18 protein-coding genes are annotated in these 18,413 nt (G+C 61.0%); 11 read left to right on the top strand and 7 right to left on the bottom strand.

What is annotated here, in order from left to right; translation table 11 throughout:
- The first annotated feature begins 9 nt into the window (after window positions 1-9).
- Window positions 10-987: a quinone oxidoreductase family protein gene (locus tag AB4O45_RS13500; protein ID WP_305381889.1), complete on the top strand. Its 978-nt coding sequence runs from the start codon at window positions 10-12 to the stop codon at window positions 985-987.
- 179 nt (window positions 988-1,166) lie between these two features.
- Here AB4O45_RS13500 and AB4O45_RS13495 read toward each other — a convergent pair whose 3' ends face one another.
- The 4 genes from AB4O45_RS13495 to AB4O45_RS13480 all read right to left on the bottom strand — a co-directional run bounded on the left by AB4O45_RS13495 (window position 1,167) and on the right by AB4O45_RS13480 (window position 4,918).
- Window positions 1,167-1,835, bottom strand: coding sequence for a hypothetical protein (locus AB4O45_RS13495; protein WP_457264810.1), 669 nt, complete (start codon window positions 1,833-1,835; stop codon window positions 1,167-1,169).
- A 262-nt stretch (window positions 1,836-2,097) separates the two neighbouring features.
- Window positions 2,098-2,655, bottom strand: coding sequence for an L-threonylcarbamoyladenylate synthase type 1 TsaC (locus AB4O45_RS13490; protein ID WP_039757175.1), 558 nt, complete (start codon window positions 2,653-2,655; stop codon window positions 2,098-2,100).
- A 55-nt stretch (window positions 2,656-2,710) separates the two neighbouring features.
- Window positions 2,711-3,808, bottom strand: coding sequence for a DNA-processing protein DprA (dprA, locus tag AB4O45_RS13485; RefSeq protein ID WP_236167870.1), 1,098 nt, complete (start codon window positions 3,806-3,808; stop codon window positions 2,711-2,713).
- An 84-nt stretch (window positions 3,809-3,892) separates the two neighbouring features.
- Entirely contained in the window at window positions 3,893-4,918 is a 1,026-nt protein-coding gene (locus tag AB4O45_RS13480; protein ID WP_217849867.1) for a LysM peptidoglycan-binding domain-containing protein, read from the bottom strand.
- Window positions 4,919-5,077: 159 nt separating this feature from the next.
- Here AB4O45_RS13480 and def point away from each other — a divergent pair, with 159 nt between their 5' ends.
- From def to AB4O45_RS13455, 5 genes are all read left to right on the top strand, one after another.
- Window positions 5,078-5,584 carry a peptide deformylase gene (gene def / locus AB4O45_RS13475; RefSeq protein WP_095182315.1) on the top strand — a complete coding sequence of 169 codons (507 nt, stop codon included), beginning with the start codon at window positions 5,078-5,080 and terminating at the stop codon, window positions 5,582-5,584.
- A gap of 56 nt (window positions 5,585-5,640) precedes the next feature.
- Window positions 5,641-6,600 (top strand): methionyl-tRNA formyltransferase, encoded by a 960-nt coding sequence (gene fmt, locus AB4O45_RS13470; RefSeq protein WP_460160183.1) that lies wholly within the window; start codon window positions 5,641-5,643, stop codon window positions 6,598-6,600.
- The gene (gene rsmB / locus AB4O45_RS13465; RefSeq protein ID WP_460160182.1) at window positions 6,597-7,907 is read left to right on the top strand and encodes a 16S rRNA (cytosine(967)-C(5))-methyltransferase RsmB; all 1,311 of its coding nucleotides are present in this window, start codon (window positions 6,597-6,599) and stop codon (window positions 7,905-7,907) included. Before fmt ends, rsmB begins: the two co-directional genes overlap by 4 nt.
- A gap of 21 nt (window positions 7,908-7,928) precedes the next feature.
- Window positions 7,929-9,305 carry a Trk system potassium transporter TrkA gene (trkA, locus tag AB4O45_RS13460; protein WP_041476512.1) on the top strand — a complete coding sequence of 459 codons (1,377 nt, stop codon included), beginning with the start codon at window positions 7,929-7,931 and terminating at the stop codon, window positions 9,303-9,305.
- A gap of 149 nt (window positions 9,306-9,454) precedes the next feature.
- Complete coding sequence (locus tag AB4O45_RS13455) at window positions 9,455-9,769, top strand: tetratricopeptide repeat protein (RefSeq protein WP_252868526.1); 315 nt, start codon at window positions 9,455-9,457, stop codon at window positions 9,767-9,769.
- A gap of 57 nt (window positions 9,770-9,826) precedes the next feature.
- Here the strand turns inward: AB4O45_RS13455 and AB4O45_RS13450 are convergent, their stop codons facing one another.
- Together AB4O45_RS13450 and AB4O45_RS13445 are read right to left on the bottom strand one after the other, a co-directional pair.
- Entirely contained in the window at window positions 9,827-10,714 is an 888-nt protein-coding gene (locus AB4O45_RS13450) for a lysophospholipid acyltransferase (protein ID WP_056791136.1), read from the bottom strand.
- A gap of 41 nt (window positions 10,715-10,755) precedes the next feature.
- Entirely contained in the window at window positions 10,756-11,313 is a 558-nt protein-coding gene (locus tag AB4O45_RS13445) for a DNA-3-methyladenine glycosylase I (protein WP_056791133.1), read from the bottom strand.
- Window positions 11,314-11,394: 81 nt separating this feature from the next.
- Here AB4O45_RS13445 and glyQ point away from each other — a divergent pair, with 81 nt between their 5' ends.
- The 4 genes from glyQ to AB4O45_RS13425 all read left to right on the top strand — a co-directional run bounded on the left by glyQ (window position 11,395) and on the right by AB4O45_RS13425 (window position 15,807).
- On the top strand, window positions 11,395-12,348 hold the full coding sequence (gene glyQ, locus AB4O45_RS13440) for a glycine--tRNA ligase subunit alpha (RefSeq protein ID WP_003187265.1): 954 nt from the start codon (window positions 11,395-11,397) through the stop codon (window positions 12,346-12,348).
- Window positions 12,345-14,399 (top strand): glycine--tRNA ligase subunit beta, encoded by a 2,055-nt coding sequence (gene glyS / locus AB4O45_RS13435; RefSeq protein ID WP_160767902.1) that lies wholly within the window; start codon window positions 12,345-12,347, stop codon window positions 14,397-14,399. Before glyQ ends, glyS begins: the two co-directional genes overlap by 4 nt.
- 4 nt (window positions 14,400-14,403) lie before the next feature.
- Entirely contained in the window at window positions 14,404-14,943 is a 540-nt protein-coding gene (gmhB, locus tag AB4O45_RS13430) for a D-glycero-beta-D-manno-heptose 1,7-bisphosphate 7-phosphatase (RefSeq protein ID WP_164488352.1), read from the top strand.
- An 84-nt stretch (window positions 14,944-15,027) separates the two neighbouring features.
- The gene (locus tag AB4O45_RS13425) at window positions 15,028-15,807 is read left to right on the top strand and encodes a lysophospholipid acyltransferase family protein (RefSeq protein ID WP_460161494.1); all 780 of its coding nucleotides are present in this window, start codon (window positions 15,028-15,030) and stop codon (window positions 15,805-15,807) included.
- A gap of 170 nt (window positions 15,808-15,977) precedes the next feature.
- Here the strand turns inward: AB4O45_RS13425 and AB4O45_RS13420 are convergent, their stop codons facing one another.
- Entirely contained in the window at window positions 15,978-17,513 is a 1,536-nt protein-coding gene (locus AB4O45_RS13420; protein ID WP_252868524.1) for a sensor histidine kinase, read from the bottom strand.
- Window positions 17,514-17,677: 164 nt separating this feature from the next.
- On the opposite strand from AB4O45_RS13420, the gene AB4O45_RS13415 reads away from it, so the two are divergent.
- Window positions 17,678-18,397, top strand: a complete 720-nt coding sequence (locus AB4O45_RS13415) for a response regulator transcription factor (RefSeq protein ID WP_024014949.1) — start codon at window positions 17,678-17,680, stop codon at window positions 18,395-18,397.
- The last annotated feature ends 16 nt before the right edge of the window (window positions 18,398-18,413 follow it).

Genomic DNA, 18,413 nt, shown 5'->3' with positions numbered 1-18,413 from the left:
AGCAGGCAGATGGCAAAGCGTATCCAGTTCCGCGCCCACGGCGGTCCCGAAGTGCTCGAACATGTTGACTACGAACCCGCTGCGCCCGGGCCGAATCAGGTGCGCGTGGCCAACCAGGCGATCGGCCTGAACTTCATCGACACCTATTACCGCAGCGGCCTCTATGCACCGCCCGCGTTGCCGTCCGGCCTGGGTTCGGAAGGCGCCGGCACGGTCGATGCGGTGGGCAGCGAAGTCACCCGTTTCAAGGTCGGCGATCGCGTGGCATACGGCAGCGGCCCGCTCGGCGCCTATAGCCAGCTGCATGTTCTGCCGCAGGACAATCTGGTGCATCTGCCCGATGAAATCAGTTTCGAAACTGCCGCCGGGGTCATGCTCAAGGGTCTGACCGTGCAATACCTGCTGCGCCAGACCTACCAACTGCAGGGCGGCGAAACCATTCTGTTCCACGCCGCAGCCGGTGGCGTCGGCTCTCTGGCCTGCCAATGGGCCAAAGCGCTGGGCGTGAAGCTGATCGGCACCGTCAGCTCGAAGGAGAAAGCCGAACTGGCCAAGGCCAACGGCGCCTGGGCCACCATCGACTACAGCCATGAAAACGTTGCCGAGCGCGTGCTGGCGCTGACTGACGGCAAGAAAGTCCCGGTGGTGTATGACGGCGTCGGCAAGGACACCTGGCTCACGTCCCTGGACAGCGTGGCACCACGTGGCCTTGTAGTGAGTTTCGGCAATGCTTCGGGCGCAGTCGACGGCGTCAACCTTGGCATTCTTGCTGCGAAGGGCTCGTTGTACGTCACCCGGCCTACGCTGGCGACCTACGCCAACAACGCCGAGAACCTGCAGCGCATGGCCGACGAGCTGTTCGAGATGATCATCAGCGGCAAGCTGAAGGTCGACATCAGCCAGCGCCATGCATTGGCCGATGCGGCAAAAGCACAAACCGAACTGTCGGCACGGCGCACTACCGGTTCCACGATTCTGTTGCCATAACGCTTCAAGTTGATACTCGGTGAACTCTTCCATGAGTTCGCCGAGTATCTTTCAGCTATATCAAGTACATCTTCCGGTGAAGCTTCTTCGCCGCTGGCCTACGACCGGAAAACTTCCTGCGCAACTTCTTCGGCTCGTATACAAGCCATTTCTCTGCCCACTCTTCGATTATTGGCGGATCAATACTGACGGTTATGAACATCACGATACTCCGGCTGATGCACGTTCATGTTCACTGGCTGATCCAGGGCCATCAGAATTTGCCGCCATTCGGCGGACAACAGCCAATAATCGCCCCGGGCACGCTGCTCGATATGCATGGCGTGCGAAGCGATCGGTGTCAGGCCGAAGCGCTGAAACAGTTGCCGCTGTGGCGATCTGCACAAGGCCGTGACCCCATGATATCCGCGATCGATCGCCCATTCGGCGGCGGTGGCGAGCAGGCCATTGATCGACACCGGCCGGTGCTGCTGGGAATGGGTGATCAAGCGACTGAATTCGACATGCCGTGCCAATGCCACAGTGGGAGACACGTGATGCTGCGCCAGTGAGGCCCATTCGAACGGCGCCGGGGTTGCCCGCAGCACTGCAATGAGTTGATCTCGCTGGTAGAGCAAGAAGTGCGTACTGCGCGAGGTGATCGCCAAGTGGGTTTCCAGCGCCCGGGCTCTGGAGGTGAGCATGTAATGCTGCAATCGCAGGCGAAACTGCCGACCAATGAAACGCTCGAATTCTCCGGCGTCCGACCCCGCCTCAAGAATGGCCACTCGATAGTCGGCCTGTTGATTCTTGAGTGTCTCCTGAAAGCCCTGCAGATAATCCTTGAGGTGTAAATCCGTAATATCCATTACTTCTCCGCAGCCATTAACATTTCGAAGTTGTATCAAGCACATTGAAAGAATGGATGCTTTTGAAAATCTCGCCACTGCACGCGTTCTGATAATCGCGTGGGAAAACTTACAGATATTGCAGAGTCGAAGATCCGTCTGACGCATGCAAGAACAATGGCAACGGATAAGTTTTAAACGAGTGCAGGAATAAACTGCAGGCATGCGCAGAACTCCTCGTCGATAGCGCCGAGGAGTCCGCAAAAAAATAAAAAGAAGGGCGTCAGTCAGGACGAACGACGTTACCGGTGGCCAGGTCGCGGATCACGCTAGGATTCTTGCGCCCGCCAAGGCTGCCGCCGAGCACCAGATCGACCTGCCCACGGAAATACTGCTCGATGCGCAAACGCGTGCGCGCGGGCGGTCGCCCCTGTGGATTGGCTGATGTCGAGATCAGCGGCCCGACCAGCGAGCACAAGTCGCGCACCTGCGGGTGATCGCTGACTCGCAGCGCCACGGTGTCATGCACGCCTGTGACCCATTCCGGCAACAGGTTCTGATGCGGCACCAGCCAGGTGTTCGGCCCCGGCCAGGTGCTGGCCATGCGGTCGATCCAGTCCTGCGGGAAGTCCTCGAAGAGGAAATCGAACTGGCGGATATTGTCGGCGACCAGGATCAGCCCTTTGCTCACCGAGCGATTCTTGATCGCCAGCAAGCGGTCCACTGCGTCTTCGTTCCACGGGTCGCAACCCAGCCCCCAGACGGCTTCGGTTGGATAGGCAATCACCGCGCCGGCGCGAACTTCCCGCGCGGCTTGTTGCACACGCCAACTGTTGACCATGAAAAAACTCTCCACAAACAGGTTTCGCGCAGTTTACCGATCTTCATCGTAAAACCTAGCTCGACCGCGCCAACCAGCGACCGTTTTCGCATACCGCACGGCCTTCGATCTCCAGCTCGGTCAACGTTGCCAGCACTTTCGGCAACGCCCAGCCACAGCTCGCGGCCAACGCCTCGCTGGTGTGCGGCGCCGCGTGCAGCAGCGTCAGCAACGGGTGATCGGCCTGCGGCGGCGCTGTGGATAACAACGGTTGCTGCCAGCCGCGCAGGGCTTCGAGGATATGTTCGATAGTCTCCACCAACACCGCCCCGTCGCGAATCAACTGATGACAACCGCGCGCGCCGGGGTGATGGATAGAGCCCGGAATGGCATAAACCTCGCGCCCTTGCTCTGCCGCCAGCCGCGCGGTAATCAACGAACCGCTGGCAACACTGGCCTCGACCACCAGCACGCCAAGGGATAACCCGCTGATGATGCGATTGCGCCGGGGGAAGTTGCTCGCGGTTGGCCCGGCGTCCAGCGGAAACTCCGAGAGCACCGCGCTGCCCGACGCAATCATCGCCTCAGCCAGGCGTTTATTGCGCTGTGGATAAAAATTCTCCAGGCCCGTGCCAAGCACCCCCACGGTCAACCCGCCAACGTCCAGAGCAGCCTGATGGGCAGCGGCATCGATGCCCAGCGCCAGACCACTGGTGATGACAAAACCGGCCCCGGCCAGACTGCGAGAAAACGCCGCCGCCGTGTCCATGCCCGGGCGCGAAGCGCGGCGGCTGCCGACCATCGCCAGTTGCGGTTTTTCCAGAATCGACGGATCGCCGGCGACGAATAACAGTGGCGGCGGGTCAGGAATCTGCGCCAGCAACGCTGGATAGTCCGCCTGGTCCCACATCAGCAAATGTTGACCGGGGCGCTCTAGCCAGCGCATTGCGTGGCTGGCGCCGTCGCGCACCGTCGGACAACGCCGTGCTTCGGCACACGCCGCCGGCAACCCGAGCGAGCGCCAGGCACTGGCCGGCGCGCTGAGGGCTTTGGACGCCGAGCCGAAGGCTTCGAGCAATTTGGCAAAACGCTTGGGACCGATATCCGGCATGCGGTGCAGGCGCAGACGCGCCTCCAGTTCCGCCGGGGAAATGGCTGTACTGACAGACAACATGAATGGATCATCCTTGATCGTTCGATGCTCCGAACCATTCGGAACAAGCTGTGGATAACTCTGTTGGTAACTTGTTAAGCAAGCTTACGGATTTCGCACCTTGTCGAGCACCGCCAGCGAGCGTGAAGCGTTGAGCACCAGGCCGTAACTGAGTTTGTCGTAGGTGCGGAACACCATTAGCAGGCCGGCGCGTTCATCGGGAATTTTCAGCGGCTGGCCAGTGATCCGGTCACGCACCGTTTCGCCGGTTTTCATCACCGCCAGAACATTGCCTTCGGCCAGACCGTCGCGTTTGCCCTTGTTCAGGGTGACCACGTCCATCACGCCGATCTGCGTGACGCCGCGTGGCACATCGATGATCACGCCGTTGATGTCGCTTTTCGGCGCGCTCGGCATGAAGGTCGAATTGATCGAACGTTCTTCACCGCCGAACAAGCGGTCACCGAGGCGTACTTCCTGGGTGGTGCGTTGCAGGGCGAGGGTGGCGACGTCGCCTTCGGTGGCAACAACCTCGCCGCCGCCGATATCGTCGGCGTTGATGCCGAGAAACTCCTTGGTCTGCGGGTCGGTGTATACCTTGCCTTGGCGGAAGATGCCGTACACCGGTTGCTCCGGATCGAAATGGCCACGGGCGAAGATGCGGTCACCGGTACCGCTGAGCACCCGTTCGGCATCGCCGGCGACGATGTACGGCGCCTTGTCGAAGTCTTCGGCCTTATCGACGATGCGATTGCTCAGCAGAAAGCTGTTGATCGATTTCAGCGGAATGCTTGGAATCGCCTCGGCCACCGGGCTGGTGCGAATCCGTGGCGAGAGCTTGATGGTGCCGCGCGACTCGCCACGATGGACGGTCAGTTGCGGTTGGCCGTTGACGTAGCTGAGGGTCAGCGTGTCGCCGGGATAGATCAGGTTGGGGTTTTCGATCTGCGGATTGGCCCGCCACAGTTGTGGCCACTGCCAGGGCTCGCGCAGGTATTTGCCGGAAATGTCCCAGAGCGTGTCCCCGGAAACCACCGTGTATTGCTGTGGAAAACCATCCTTGAGTTGCACTTGCCCTTGCGCGGCGCCGGCCGAAGCCAGGAGCAGCAGGGCGAGTAGTGTTTTCCTCATGCAGTGAATCCCTTTATCATGTGCGTTCGCGTGAATCGTCAGAGCCCCCGTGGCTCGCTTCTGTATTTCAGAAGCTACGCTTCACAACGGTAGCCTGCATCTTCGGACCCGCCAGGCCATCGACCCGACTTTACTCAACGTGTGCAGCAATCGAAGCCTATGGCCATTTTAAACATCCTCGAATTTCCGGACCCGCGTCTGCGCACTATCGCCAAACCAGTGGCTGTAGTGGACGACGAAGTGCGTCAGTTGGTCGACGACATGTTTGAAACAATGTATGAAGCGCCGGGCATCGGCCTCGCCGCGACCCAGGTCAACGTGCACAAACGTATCGTCGTGATGGACCTGTCCGAAGACCGCACCGAGCCACGGGTGTTCATCAACCCCGAGTTCGAATCGCTGACCGACGAGATGGACCAGTACCAGGAAGGCTGCCTCTCGGTACCGGGCTTCTACGAAAACGTCGACCGCCCGCAGAAGGTCAAAATCAAGGCGCTGGACCGCGACGGCAAGCCATATGAGCTGATCGCCGAAGGCCTGCTCGCGGTGTGCATCCAGCACGAATGCGACCACCTCAACGGCAAATTGTTCGTCGATTACCTGTCCACACTCAAACGCGACCGGATCAAGAAGAAGCTGGAAAAGCTGCACCGCCAGAACGCTTGATGCCCCTCTTCAAAGGCTTGCTGCGGCAAGCCTTTTTCTTTTATGAGACGCCTTTCATGACTGAGCCACTGCGCATTGTTTTTGCCGGTACCCCGGAATTCGCCGCCGAACACCTCAAGGCCCTGCTGAGCAGCCCATACGAGATCGTCGCGGTCTACACCCAGCCGGATCGCCCGGCCGGCCGTGGGCAAAAACTCATGCCAAGCCCGGTCAAACAACTCGCCCTGGAAAATAATATCCAGGTGTTGCAGCCGCCGACGTTGCGCAATGCCGAGGCCCAGGCGGAGCTGGCCGCGCTGAAGCCGGACTTGATGGTGGTGGTCGCCTACGGTTTGATCCTCCCGCAAGCGGTGCTGGATATTCCGCGTCTGGGTTGCATCAACAGCCACGCGTCGTTGCTGCCACGCTGGCGCGGTGCGGCGCCGATCCAGCGCGCGGTTGAACACGGCGACGCCGAAAGCGGTGTAACGGTGATGCGCATGGAAGCCGGCCTCGACACCGGGCCGATGCTGCTCAAGGTCGCCACGCCGATCAGCGCGCAAGACACTGGCGGCACCCTGCATGATCGCCTCGCCGAGATGGGGCCGCCCGCTGTGGTGCAGGCGATTGCCGGTCTGGCTGCCGGCACCCTGCAAGGTGAGGTGCAGAACGACGAGCTCGCCACCTACGCACACAAACTCAACAAAGACGAAGCACGCATCGACTGGAGCCGTCCGGCAGTGGAGCTGGAACGTCTGGTGCGCGCCTTCAATCCGTGGCCGATCACCCACAGCACGCTCAATGGCGAAGCATTGAAAGTGCTGGCCGCGACCGTGGCCGAAGGCTCTGGCGCCCCGGGTGAAATCCTCAGCGCCAGCAAGGACGGCCTGATTGTCGCCTGCGGTGCACAAGCGCTCTGTCTGACCCGCCTGCAATTGCCCGGCGGCAAGGCGCTGAACTTCAGCGACCTGTTCAACAGCCGCCGCGAGAAATTCGCCGTCGGCAGCGTGCTCGGCGCTGCGGTGGAAGCGCAATGAACCCGCGTCTGGCCGCCGCCAAGGCGCTCGCCGCCGTACTCAGCGGCAAGGCTTCGCTGAACAGCTCCCTGCCGACGCAACTGGACAAGGTCGAGGATCGTGATCGCGGTTTCACTCAGGATCTGGCCTTCGGCACCGCACGCTGGCAGCCACGCCTGTCGGCATTGGCGGAAAAACTTCTGCAGAAACCGTTCAAAGCCGCCGACGCCGATGTCGAGGCGCTGCTGCTGGTTGGTCTGTATCAACTGCTCTACACCCGCGTGCCGGCGCACGCCGCCATCGGTGAAACCGTCGGCTGCGCAGACAAGCTGAAAAAGCCTTGGGCCAAAGGTCTGCTCAACGCCGTGCTGCGCAATGCCCAGCGCGAAAGCGAGACGATCTTCGCCGAACTGGAACGCGACCCGGTGGTGCGCACGGCCCACCCGCGCTGGCTGCAAAAATCCCTGAAGGCATTTTGGCCCGAGCAGTGGGAAGCGATCTGCGCAGCGAACAACGCGCATCCGCCAATGATCCTGCGGGTCAACCGCCGTCATCACAGCCGCGATGCTTATCTTGCGTTGCTGGGCGAAACCGGGATCGCCGCGACACCGTGCGTTTACAGCCGCGACGGCATCGTCCTCGAAGCCGCTGCCGACGTGCGCAGCCTGCCGGGTTTCGCCGAAGGCTGGATCAGCGTGCAGGACGAAGCCGCGCAAATGGCCGCCGACCTGCTCGATCTGGCGCCAGGCCAGCGCGTACTCGACGCCTGCTGCGCCCCTGGCGGCAAGACCTGCCACATCCTCGAAGCCGAACCGGCGCTCGCTGGCGTGGTCGCGGTGGATCTGGAAGCCAAGCGTCTGGTACGGGTGAAGGAAAACCTCGAGCGCCTCGGCCTCGACGCTGAACTGATCGCCGCCGACGGTCGCGATATCGACAAATGGTGGGACGGCAAACCGTTCCAGCGCATCCTCCTCGACGCGCCATGCTCGGCCACCGGGGTGATCCGCCGCCATCCGGACATCAAGCTGACCCGCCAGCCGGACGACATCGTCGCCCTCGCGCAACTACAAGGCGAACTGCTCGACGCCATGTGGAAAACCCTCGAAGTCGGCGGCATCCTGCTCTACGCCACGTGCTCGACGCTGCCGACCGAGAACACCGAAGTCATCGCTGCGTTTCTCGAACGCACCCCCGGTGCCCGTGAACTGGATCTGGCCACAGCGGCCGGCATCAAGCAGCCCCATGGTCGCCAGTTGCTGGCCCAGCAGGGCGGGCATGACGGGTTTTACTACGCCAAGCTGATCAAGATCGCCGCCGCGCGCGGCTAAACGGATTCATGGAGTGACTGGATGAAAATCATCATCCTCGGTGCGGGACAGGTCGGCGGTTCGCTGGCCGAACATCTGGCCAGCGAGGCCAACGACATCACTGTGGTCGACACCGATGGCGAGCGCCTGCGCGACCTCGGCGACCGCCTCGACATCCGCACCGTGCAGGGCCGGGGCTCGCTGCCGTCGGTGCTGCGTCAGGCCGGTGCCGACGACGCCGACATGCTGGTAGCGGTGACCAACAGCGACGAAACCAACATGGTTGCCTGCCAGGTCGCGCACACGCTGTTCCACACGCCGACCAAGATCGCTCGCGTGCGCGAAGCGTCGTACCTCAATCGCGAGGAACAGCTGTTCCAGAACGAAGCGATTCCGGTCGACGTGCTGATCAGTCCCGAGCAGGTCGTGACCAACTACATCAAGCGCCTGATCCAGCATCCCGGCGCCTTGCAGGTGATCGACTTCGCCGAAGGCGCGGCGCAACTGGTGGCGGTGCGCGCCTATTACGGCGGGCCTTTGGTCGGCCAGCAACTGCGCCAGTTGCGCGAGCACATGCCGAATGTCGAAACCCGCGTAGCGGCGATCTTCCGCCGTGACCGGCCGATTTTGCCGCAGGGCGACACGGTGATCGAGGCCGATGACGAGGTGTTCTTCATCGCTGCCCGTGAGGACATTCGCGCGGTGATGAGCGAAATGCGTCGCCTCGACGAAACCTACAAACGCATCGTTATCGCCGGGGGCGGGCAGATCGGCGAGCGCCTGGCCGAGGCCATCGAAAGCCGCTATCAGGTGAAGATCATCGAGATGAGCCCGGCGCGCTGCCGCTACCTCTCCGATACCCTCGACAGCACTGTAGTGTTGCAGGGCAGTGCGTCGGACCGCGATCTGCTGCTGGAAGAGAACATCGCCGACGCCGATATCTTCCTCGCCCTGACCAACGATGACGAAGCCAACATCATGTCGTCGCTGCTGGCGAAACGGCTGGGGGCGAAGAAGGTCATGACGATCATCAACAACCCGGCCTACGTCGACCTGATCCAGGGCGGCGACATTGATATCGCCATCAGCCCGCAACTGGCGACCATCGGCACCTTGCTCGCCCACGTGCGCCGTGGCGATATCGTCAGCGTGCACTCACTGCGGCGCGGCGCGGCGGAAGCGATCGAGGCGATTGCCCACGGTGATGCGAAATCGAGCAAGGTCATCGGCAAACCGATCGAGAAGATCGGCCTGCCACCAGGCACCACCATCGGCGCGGTGATCCGCAACGAGAACGTGATCATCGCCCACGACGACACGGTGATCGAAGCGGGTGACCATGTGATTCTGTTCCTTGTGGATAAAAAGCATATTCGCGATGTGGAGAAGCTGTTCCATGTGGGGTTGAGCTTTTTCTGACCTGAAGACAACGTTGCCCGCGATGGCCCCTTCGCGAGCAGGCTCGCTCCCACAGTGGAATGCATTCCAAATGTGGGAGCGAGCCTGCTCGCGAAAGCGGTTTGACAGACTCGCAGGTTCTCTGACGAACAATAGAAAGGAATCCGCCAATGCTCGAATCCCTGGAAAAAATGCTCGCCAAGGGTGTGGATAACGCGCTGTTGCGCTTCGGTCTGGGCAAGGGTTATCTGGACTTGGGTGAAAACGCCAAGGCTGCCGAGCATTTTCAGCGTTGTGTCGCTTTCGATCCGAAATACTCGGCAGCGTGGAAGCTGCTGGGCAAGGCGCAGCTGGCGCTAGGCGATCACGCCGCTGCGCGTCAGGCCTGGGAACAAGGCCTGGAAGCGGCCCGCGCCCAGGGTGACAAACAGGCCGAGAAGGAGATGACGGTATTCCTGAAAAAGCTTGAGCGGCAGGCGCCTTGAGCTACCGATTGAGCAAGGCGAGCCCGTCTGCATCAACCGTCACCCCATCGAAGTTGCTCAGTACCAGCGCGCCTCGCCCGGCGGACGCTTCTTGAAGCGTTTCATGCTCCACATGTACTGGCTCGGATACGCCGCAACATAACGTTCCACTACCTTGCTCATCGCCGCGCAGGACTCTGCGGTATCGGTGCTGTACATCGCTTCGGGCGCGGCTTCGAGAATGACTTTGTAGCCCGAGCCGTCAGGCAGGCGCAGGGCGTGCAGGAACACACCGACCGCTTTGCCGCCGGCCAACATGTTCGGCACGAATTTGCTGGTCAGCGCCTGAGTTGCGAAGAACGGCACGAAAATCCCGGCGGATTCGGCCGGTTCCGGGTCGGCGGGAATGCCCACGGCACCACCCTTGCGCACTTCCTTGATGACGCTGAGAATGCCTTCCTTGGTCGACGCCGCGACCTTGTTGCCCAGCTGCACGCGCTGTTTGCGCAGCAATTCATCCACTGCCTTGAGCTTCGGCGGACGATAGAAAATGATCGGTTTGCACTGGCTGCAATAGAAGTGGTTGAGCACTTCCCAGTTGCCGAGGTGGCTGGTGATGCCGACCACGCCTTTGCCCGAAGCGAGCGCGTCTTTCAACACATCGAGGCCTTCGACTTCGCGAACCAGATCGATCGAGCGCTGCGCCGGCCAGATCCACGCGCAGGCGCTTTCGGTCAGCGACTTGCCGATGTCCTTCAAACTCTGTCCGACCAGACGCTCACGTTCGGCCGCATCCATCTGCGGAAAACACTTGGACAGGTTGATCCGCACCACGTCGCGGGAACGATTGGGGGTTTTCCACATGATCCAGCCGATCACCGAACCCACGGCCTGCACGGCCCGCCATGGCAGCAGGGCAAACAGCCGCAGAGCGCCTACCAGCAAGGCGCCTTTAAACTTTTCCACAGGTCACTCCTGATCTTTGTGCTGTGCGCGAGGCGGGCATTCTAACCGGCGTTGGCGAGCTGCGCGTAGCGGTCGCAATCCTGGGTGTGGTCCATGACCATGCCCGAGGCCTGCATCAGCGCGTAGCAAATGGTCGGACCGACGAAGGTGAAGCCGGCTTTTTTCAGCGCTTTGCTCATCGCCAGCGCTTCGGGGGTGATCGCCGGGACCTCGCTGCGATCCTTGAAATGATTGATGATCGGTTGGTCGCCCACGAACGACCAGAGCAATGCCACCGGATCCTCCAGCGCCAGCCACGCCTGGGCATTGCGCCGCGCGGCGTTGAGTTTCAGGCGATTGCGGATGATGCCCGGGTCGAGCATCAGTTCGTCGATCTCGGCGTCACTCATCTGCGCCACGCGCTGCACATCGAAGCCGAACAGCACCTGACGGTAACGCTCGCGTTTGCGCAGCACAGTGATCCACGACAACCCGGCCTGGAACCCTTCGAGCAAAAGCAACTCGAACAAACCCTGCGCATCGCGCAGCGGCGTGCCCCACTCCTGATCGTGATAAGCCATGTACAGCGGATCTTCGGTACACCAAAAGCAGCGTGGCATAAGGCTCCAGGGGGCGTGCGCAGCAACGAATCGGGTATACTCCCGCTCTTTAAATCGCAGCCCAAGAAACAGGTGAATTTCGTGAGCCAGCCTACGCCAGCCGTGCGTACCTTCCAAGACTTGATCCTCGCGCTCCAGCAATACTGGGCCGAGCAAGGTTGTGTGGTACTTCAGCCCTACGATATGGAAGTAGGCGCCGGCACTTTCCACACCGCGACCTTCCTGCGCGCCATCGGCCCGGAAACCTGGAACGCCGCGTACGTGCAGCCAAGCCGCCGTCCGACTGACGGCCGTTACGGCGAAAACCCGAACCGTCTGCAGCACTACTACCAGTTCCAGGTAGTCCTGAAGCCGAACCCGGACAATTTCCAGGAGCTGTATCTGGGCTCGCTCAAGCATGTCGGCCTCGACCCGCTGGTGCACGACATCCGCTTCGTCGAAGACAACTGGGAATCGCCGACCCTCGGCGCCTGGGGTCTGGGCTGGGAAGTCTGGCTCAATGGCATGGAAGTCACCCAGTTCACCTACTTCCAGCAAGCGGGCGGCATCGAGTGCTACCCGGTGACCGGCGAGATCACCTACGGTCTCGAGCGCCTGGCGATGTACCTGCAAGGCGTCGATTCGGTCTACGACCTGGTCTGGGCTGACGGCCCGTTCGGCAAAGTCACCTACGGCGACGTGTTCCACCAGAACGAAGTGGAGCAGTCCACCTACAACTTCGAACACGCCAACGTCGACAAACTGTTCGAGCTGTTCGACTTCTATGAAAGCGAAGCCAAGCGCCTGATCGAACTCGACCAGCCGCTGCCGTTGCCGAGCTACGAAATGGTGCTGAAGGCGTCGCACACCTTCAACCTGCTGGATGCGCGCCGGGCGATCTCGGTGACTGCGCGTCAGCAATACATTCTGCGCGTACGCACCCTGGCGCGTTCCGTTGCGCAAGCCTACCTGCTGGCCCGCGCCAAGCTGGGCTTCCCGATGGCGACCCCGGACCTGCGTGACGAAGTACTGGCCAAGCTGGAGGCTGCACAATGAGTGCGCAAGATTTTCTGGTTGAACTGGGCACCGAAGAACTGCCACCCAAAGCCCTGAACACTTTGGCTGATGCGTTCCTCGCCGGTATCGACAAGGGCCTGCAAGCCGCTGGCCTGAGCTACGAAAGCAAAACCGTTTATGCCGCGCCACGTCGTCTGGCTGTGCTGATCACTGCGCTGGCCACTCAGCAGCCGGATCGCAGCATCAACCTCGATGGCCCGCCACGTCAGGCCGCGTTCGACGCTGACGGCAATCCGACTCAGGCCGCCCTGGGCTTTGCCAAGAAGTGCGGCGTCGAGCTGAGCGAAATCGACCAGAGCGGTCCGAAACTGCGTTATAGCCAGAACATCGCCGGCAAGCCGACCGCGAGCCTGCTGCCGACCATCGTCGAAGATTCGCTGAACGACCTGCCGATCCCGAAACGCATGCGTTGGGGTGCGCGCAAGGAAGAATTCGTGCGTCCGACCCAGTGGCTGGTGATGCTGCTCGGTGACCAGGTCATCGACTGCACGATCCTCGCGCAGAAGGCTGGCCGTGAATCCCGTGGTCACCGTTTCCATCATCCGGAGAGCGTGCGCATCGGTTCGCCATCGAGCTACCTCGCCGACTTGCGTGCCGCTTACGTATTGGCCGATGCCAACGAGCGTCGCGAGATCATCAGCAAGCGCACCGAAGAGCTGGCCACCCGTCAGGAAGGCACGGCGATCGTGCCGCCGGCACTGCTCGACGAAGTGACTGCGCTGGTGGAATGGCCGGTGCCGCTGGTGTGCTCGTTCGAGGAACGCTTCCTCGACGTACCGCAAGAAGCGCTGATCACCACCATGCAGGACAACCAGAAGTATTTCTGCCTGCTGGATGCCGACGGCAAGTTGCTGCCACGTTTCATTACCGTGGCCAACATCGAAAGCAAAGACCCGCAGCAGATCATCGCCGGTAACGAGAAAGTGGTTCGCCCACGCCTGACCGACGCCGAGTTCTTCTTCAAGCAGGACAAGAAGCAGAAACTCGAAGACTTCAACCTGCGCCTGCAGAACGTGGTGTTCCAGGAAAAACTCGGCAGCGTCTACGACAAGGCCGAGCGCGTTTCCAAACTGGCCGCGTACATCGCCGCGCGCATCGGCGGCAACGCCTCGTGGGCTGCCCGTGCGGGCCTGCTGTCGAAGTGCGACCTGGCCACCGAAATGGTTGGCGAGTTCCCGGAGATGCAAGGTGTCGCCGGTTACTACTACGCCCTCAATGACGGCGAGCCGCAGGACGTCGCGCTGGCGCTGAACGAGCAATACATGCCACGCGGTGCCGGTGCCGAATTGCCAGCGACCCTGACCGGTGCAGCTGTCGCCATCGCCGACAAGCTCGACACTCTGGTCGGCATCTTCGGTATCGGCATGCTGCCAACCGGCAGCAAAGACCCTTATGCCCTGCGCCGTGCGGCACTGGGCGTGCTGCGTATCCTGATCGAGAAACAACTGGATCTGGATCTGAACGACGCCGTGGCTTTCGCGGTGAATGCCTTCGGCGGCAAGGTCAAGGCGGCCGGTCTCAACGAAGCCGTGCTGGAATTCATCTTCGACCGTCTGCGTGCGCGTTATGAAGACGAAGGCGTCGACGTCGCCACTTACCTGTCGGTCCGTGCCCTCAAGCCGGGCTCGGCGCTGGACTTCGACCAGCGTGTGCAAGCGGTTCAGGCCTTCCGCAAACTGCCGGAAGCGGCAGCGCTGGCCGCGGTGAACAAGCGCGTGTCGAACCTGTTGAGCAAAGTCGAAGGCTCGGTACCGACCGTGGTCGAGGCCAAGTATTTCGACAATGCCAACGAGTTCTCGCTGTACTCGGCGATCCAGCAAGCGGATCAGGCGGTGCAGCCAATGGCCGCGGCGCGTCAGTACAACGAATCGCTGGCGCGCCTGGCGGCACTGCGCGAGCCGGTCGACGCGTTCTTCGACGCGGTGATGGTCAATGCCGACGACGCCAATGTGCGGGCTAACCGTTACGCGCTGCTGGCGCGTCTGCGTGGCCTGTTCCTCGGTGTTGCCGACATTTCGCTGCTGGGTTGAGGGATTGCTGTTGAAACTGCTGATTCTCGATCGTGACGGCGTGATCAATTACGACTCCGATGCCTACATCAAGTCGGTGGAGGAGTGGATCCCGCTGCCCGGCTCGATCGAAGCGATCGCGCAGTTGAGCAAGGCCGGCTGGACGGTGGCGGTGGCCACCAACCAGTCGGGCATTGCTCGCGGCTATTACGACCTCGCCACCCTCGAGGCCATGCACGCGCGCCTGCGCGAGCTGGTCGCGGAGCAGGGCGGTGAAGTCGGTTTGATCGTGTATTGCCCGCATGGCCCGGATGAAGGTTGCGATTGCCGCAAACCGAAACCGGGAATGCTCAAAACCATTGCCGAGCATTACACGGTGCCGTTGACCAACGTCTGGTTCGTCGGCGACAGCCTTGGTGACCTGGAGGCCGCCAAAGCCGTCGATTCACAGCCAGTTTTGGTGAAGACCGGGAAAGGCGAAAAGACTCAGGGTAAAACCCTGCCGGTTGGCACCCTGATTTTTGACGATCTGGCGGCGATTGCCGCAGAACTTATCCACAACTAGAGTACTTCTGAATTTCCTGGCCAGGGATTGCTCGGGAGTGCGCTTGAACAGTCGGGGCATTGCCCCGTAACGGTAACCGTCGCCATGTCGATACTGCGGGCCTTCAGAATCTTTGTTTTTTATCTGCTGCTGGGCACAACAGCGTTGCTGTGGTGCAGTCTGAGCTTTTTCATCGCGCCGTTTCTGTCCTTCAAGGCGCGCTATCGTTTCATCAATGTGTACTGGTGCCGTTGCGCCCTGTGGCTGACCAAGGTTTTCCTTGGCATCCGCTACGAAATCAAAGGTGCGGAAAACGTGCCTGACCGGCCCTGCGTGATTCAATCGAACCACCAGAGCACTTGGGAGACCTTCTTTCTCTCCGCTTATTTCTCGCCATTGAGCCAAGTGCTCAAGCGCGAATTGCTCTACGTGCCGTTCTTCGGCTGGGCCATGGCCATGCTGCGCCCGATCGCCATCGACCGCGACAACCCGAAGGCCGCGCTCAAACAAGTCGCGGCCAAAGGCGACGAGCTGCTCAAGGACAACGTCTGGGTGCTGATCTTCCCCGAAGGCACACGAGTCCCCTACGGCACTGTCGGAAAATTCTCCCGCAGTGGCAGCGCATTGGCAGTGAATGCGGCGCTTCCGGTGCTGCCGATTGCACACAATGCCGGCAAATTCTGGCCAAAAATCGGCTGGGGCAAACAGGCCGGAGTGATCACCGTGGTCATTGGCGAACCGATGTATGCCGAAGGCAGCGGGCCGCGCGCCATCGCTGATCTGAATGACCGTGTGCAGGCGTGGAACGAGAAGACCCAGCGTGAAATGGGTTCGCTGCCACCGGCGCCACAGGCACCGGCCGCGAGTGACCAAATGGCTGTCTGAATTTTGTGGATAACCTGTGTACGCTTTCCCTCCAAAGCAGAGCAATTCAAATTTAACTTGTTGATTTCTATATATATTTTCAAATCTTTAATTTGAATGAAATCCGTGCATAAGTTTTATTCGGATGTAAAAAAACCGGCCGTTATAGCCGGTTTTTTTGTGCCCCTTTTTCAATCAGCAACCAGCGGCAACTCGATAAGGAAAGTGGTTCCCGCATCGACCACGCTACGACACTCAATCGTACCTCCATGATGATCAATCACGGCTTTGACCATCGATAGACCCAAGCCCACGCCGTCGATGCCCTGGGCCGAAGAGAAACGCCGATACTGGCTGAACAGGTCAGGCAATTCATCGGCGGCAATGCCCTTGCCCTGATCGGTCAATTCGCAGCGCAGCCACTGTCCATCACAGCTGACCTTCAGTTGCACAGTGCTGTCTGCGGGGCTGTACTTGATCGCGTTTTCCAGCAGGTTGAACAGGGCGCGCGTCAGCAGTCCCTGATCGGCCAGAATCAGCCGCTCCTGGCATTGCTCATCGACCTCGTTGAGCAGCTCGATGCGTTTCTGCTGGGCGATCGGCAACGCCTGATCGAGCACGTCCAGTACCAGCATGGCGAACAATGTCGGGCGGAACTGGTAGGTTTCGGATTCAGCGCGCGCCAACAAGACAAAACCATCAGTCAGATCCAGCGCTCGGCGCACCTGACGCTCAATCTGCTCGAACAGCGGCGCATCAGCACCCGCCTGATGACGATGCACATCCAGCAGGGCGAGGATCGCCGAATGGGGGGCGCGCAGGTCGTGGGAAAGAAAACGCAGCAGGACGCCGCGCTGCTCCTCGGCCGCACGCTCGGCACTCAAGTCCGTCAGGCTGAGCAGCCAACCGATCGGCGTATCGCCGTCGACCGGCAGCAGCGCCGCTCTTTCCAGGCGCAGACTGCGCTCCTTGTGATCGCGAAATTCCAGCAGCGGCAGGGTGGCCAGCGGCGGTCGCGGCGCTGTGGATAATTCCGGATAGCCGAGCCGTGCCAGTTGATCGAGCACGTCATCGCCCACCAGCGGATCCTCGAACAACTCGCGCGCCTTGCGATTGCCCAGCAGGATCTTGCCCAGCGGATCACTGATCAGCGTCGCCACCGGCAGGTATTCCAGGCCATCGGCAATGAACCGCCGGGTGTCGCGGGTGCGGCTCATGGCTTGTTCGAGCGCCATGATCTGGCCCTGCAAACGGTCGGCACCGGTGAAGCGGGTCCGCCGACGTTCAGGGAAGACTTTCGGTTCGCTGTCCAGACGTGCCAGCTCCCAGCCGAAATACGTCAACACAACACTCAAGCGTCGCCAGTTCCAGATCAGGTAACCGAACAACATCCCCAGGGCTGCTGGCGTTGGCGACCACCAGTAGCGGACTTCGGCCAGCAGGGCGCTGGCGATCAGCGCACAGGCCATACCGACCAAGGTTACCCACAGCGCCCAACGCGGCCGCCACAGCAACAATCCCAGCACACCCGCGACCATCGCCACGGACAACAGAGCGCCGGGCGCTGGCGACGGATTGTGCAGATTGATCTGGGCGCGATAAGACAACAAGGCAGTCAGCGGCAACAGCACTAGACTTATCCACAACCACTCGCGCACCAGCCGCCGGAACAGACGCTGGACCTGGCTCGGCTCACGACTTTCACGTCGGCGTTGAGGGTTACGCATGAGGCAAAGGGCAGGGCAGTGGATAGGGTTTCATAGGTCTCGGGGCGGAGGCGTAGACCCGAAGAATCATAGCGGACGTCGACCACCGACGGGCTGCTTCTTTCATCGCGGCCGGGGAGTCGCTATTGTCGACATCCCAGCCCCAGCGACAAGGAACACCGCCGATGCGCGTTGCCATTCTGGACGACGAACCTGCCGAACTGCGCCGGGTCGAGCAAACCCTGGAGCAAATGGCCGAAGCTGGCGAACAGCCGTGGTCGCTGCACAGCTTCGAGCGCGGCGAAGACTTGTTGCGCCAGTTGCGCCGGGAAACCTTCGACCTGTTGATTCTCGATTGGCAACTTCCTGATCTCACGGGCCTGGCACTGCTGCGCTGGACCCGCGAACACATGGACGCGCCACCTGCGGCGATCATGCTCACCAGCCGCGACGGCGAAAGCGATATCGTTCAAGCCTTGAATGCCGGGGCCGACGATTATGTCAGCAAGCCGTTTCGCCCGAATGAGTTGAAGGCGAGGGTGGCTGCGGTATTGCGTCGGCATAGCCAACCGCGCAGCGCGGCGGGCGAAGTACAGACGTTTCACGATCTGACTTTCGACGACGCCGAACTGACCGTCACCCGAGAAGGCAAACCGATTCTCATGACCGAACGCGAATACCGCCTGGCGCGTTGCCTGTTCAGCAACCTGGGGCGGCCATTGTCGCGGGATTACCTGTACGAGCGCTTCTGGCCGAACGAGGAGACAACTTCTTCGCGGCCACTGGATACGCATATCTACCGATTGCGCAACAAGCTCGGGCTGACAGCGGATCGGGGTTGGCAGTTGCTGACAATTTATGGGTATGGGTATCGGTTGGAGAGTGTCGGCACTGGAAATGAGTGAGGCCAAAAAAAACCCC

The organism is Pseudomonas sp. S2_B10 (genome assembly GCF_054668425.1).
The sequence above is the reverse complement of the archived record's forward strand: the minus strand, read 5'-3'. Positions and strand labels throughout refer to the sequence as shown.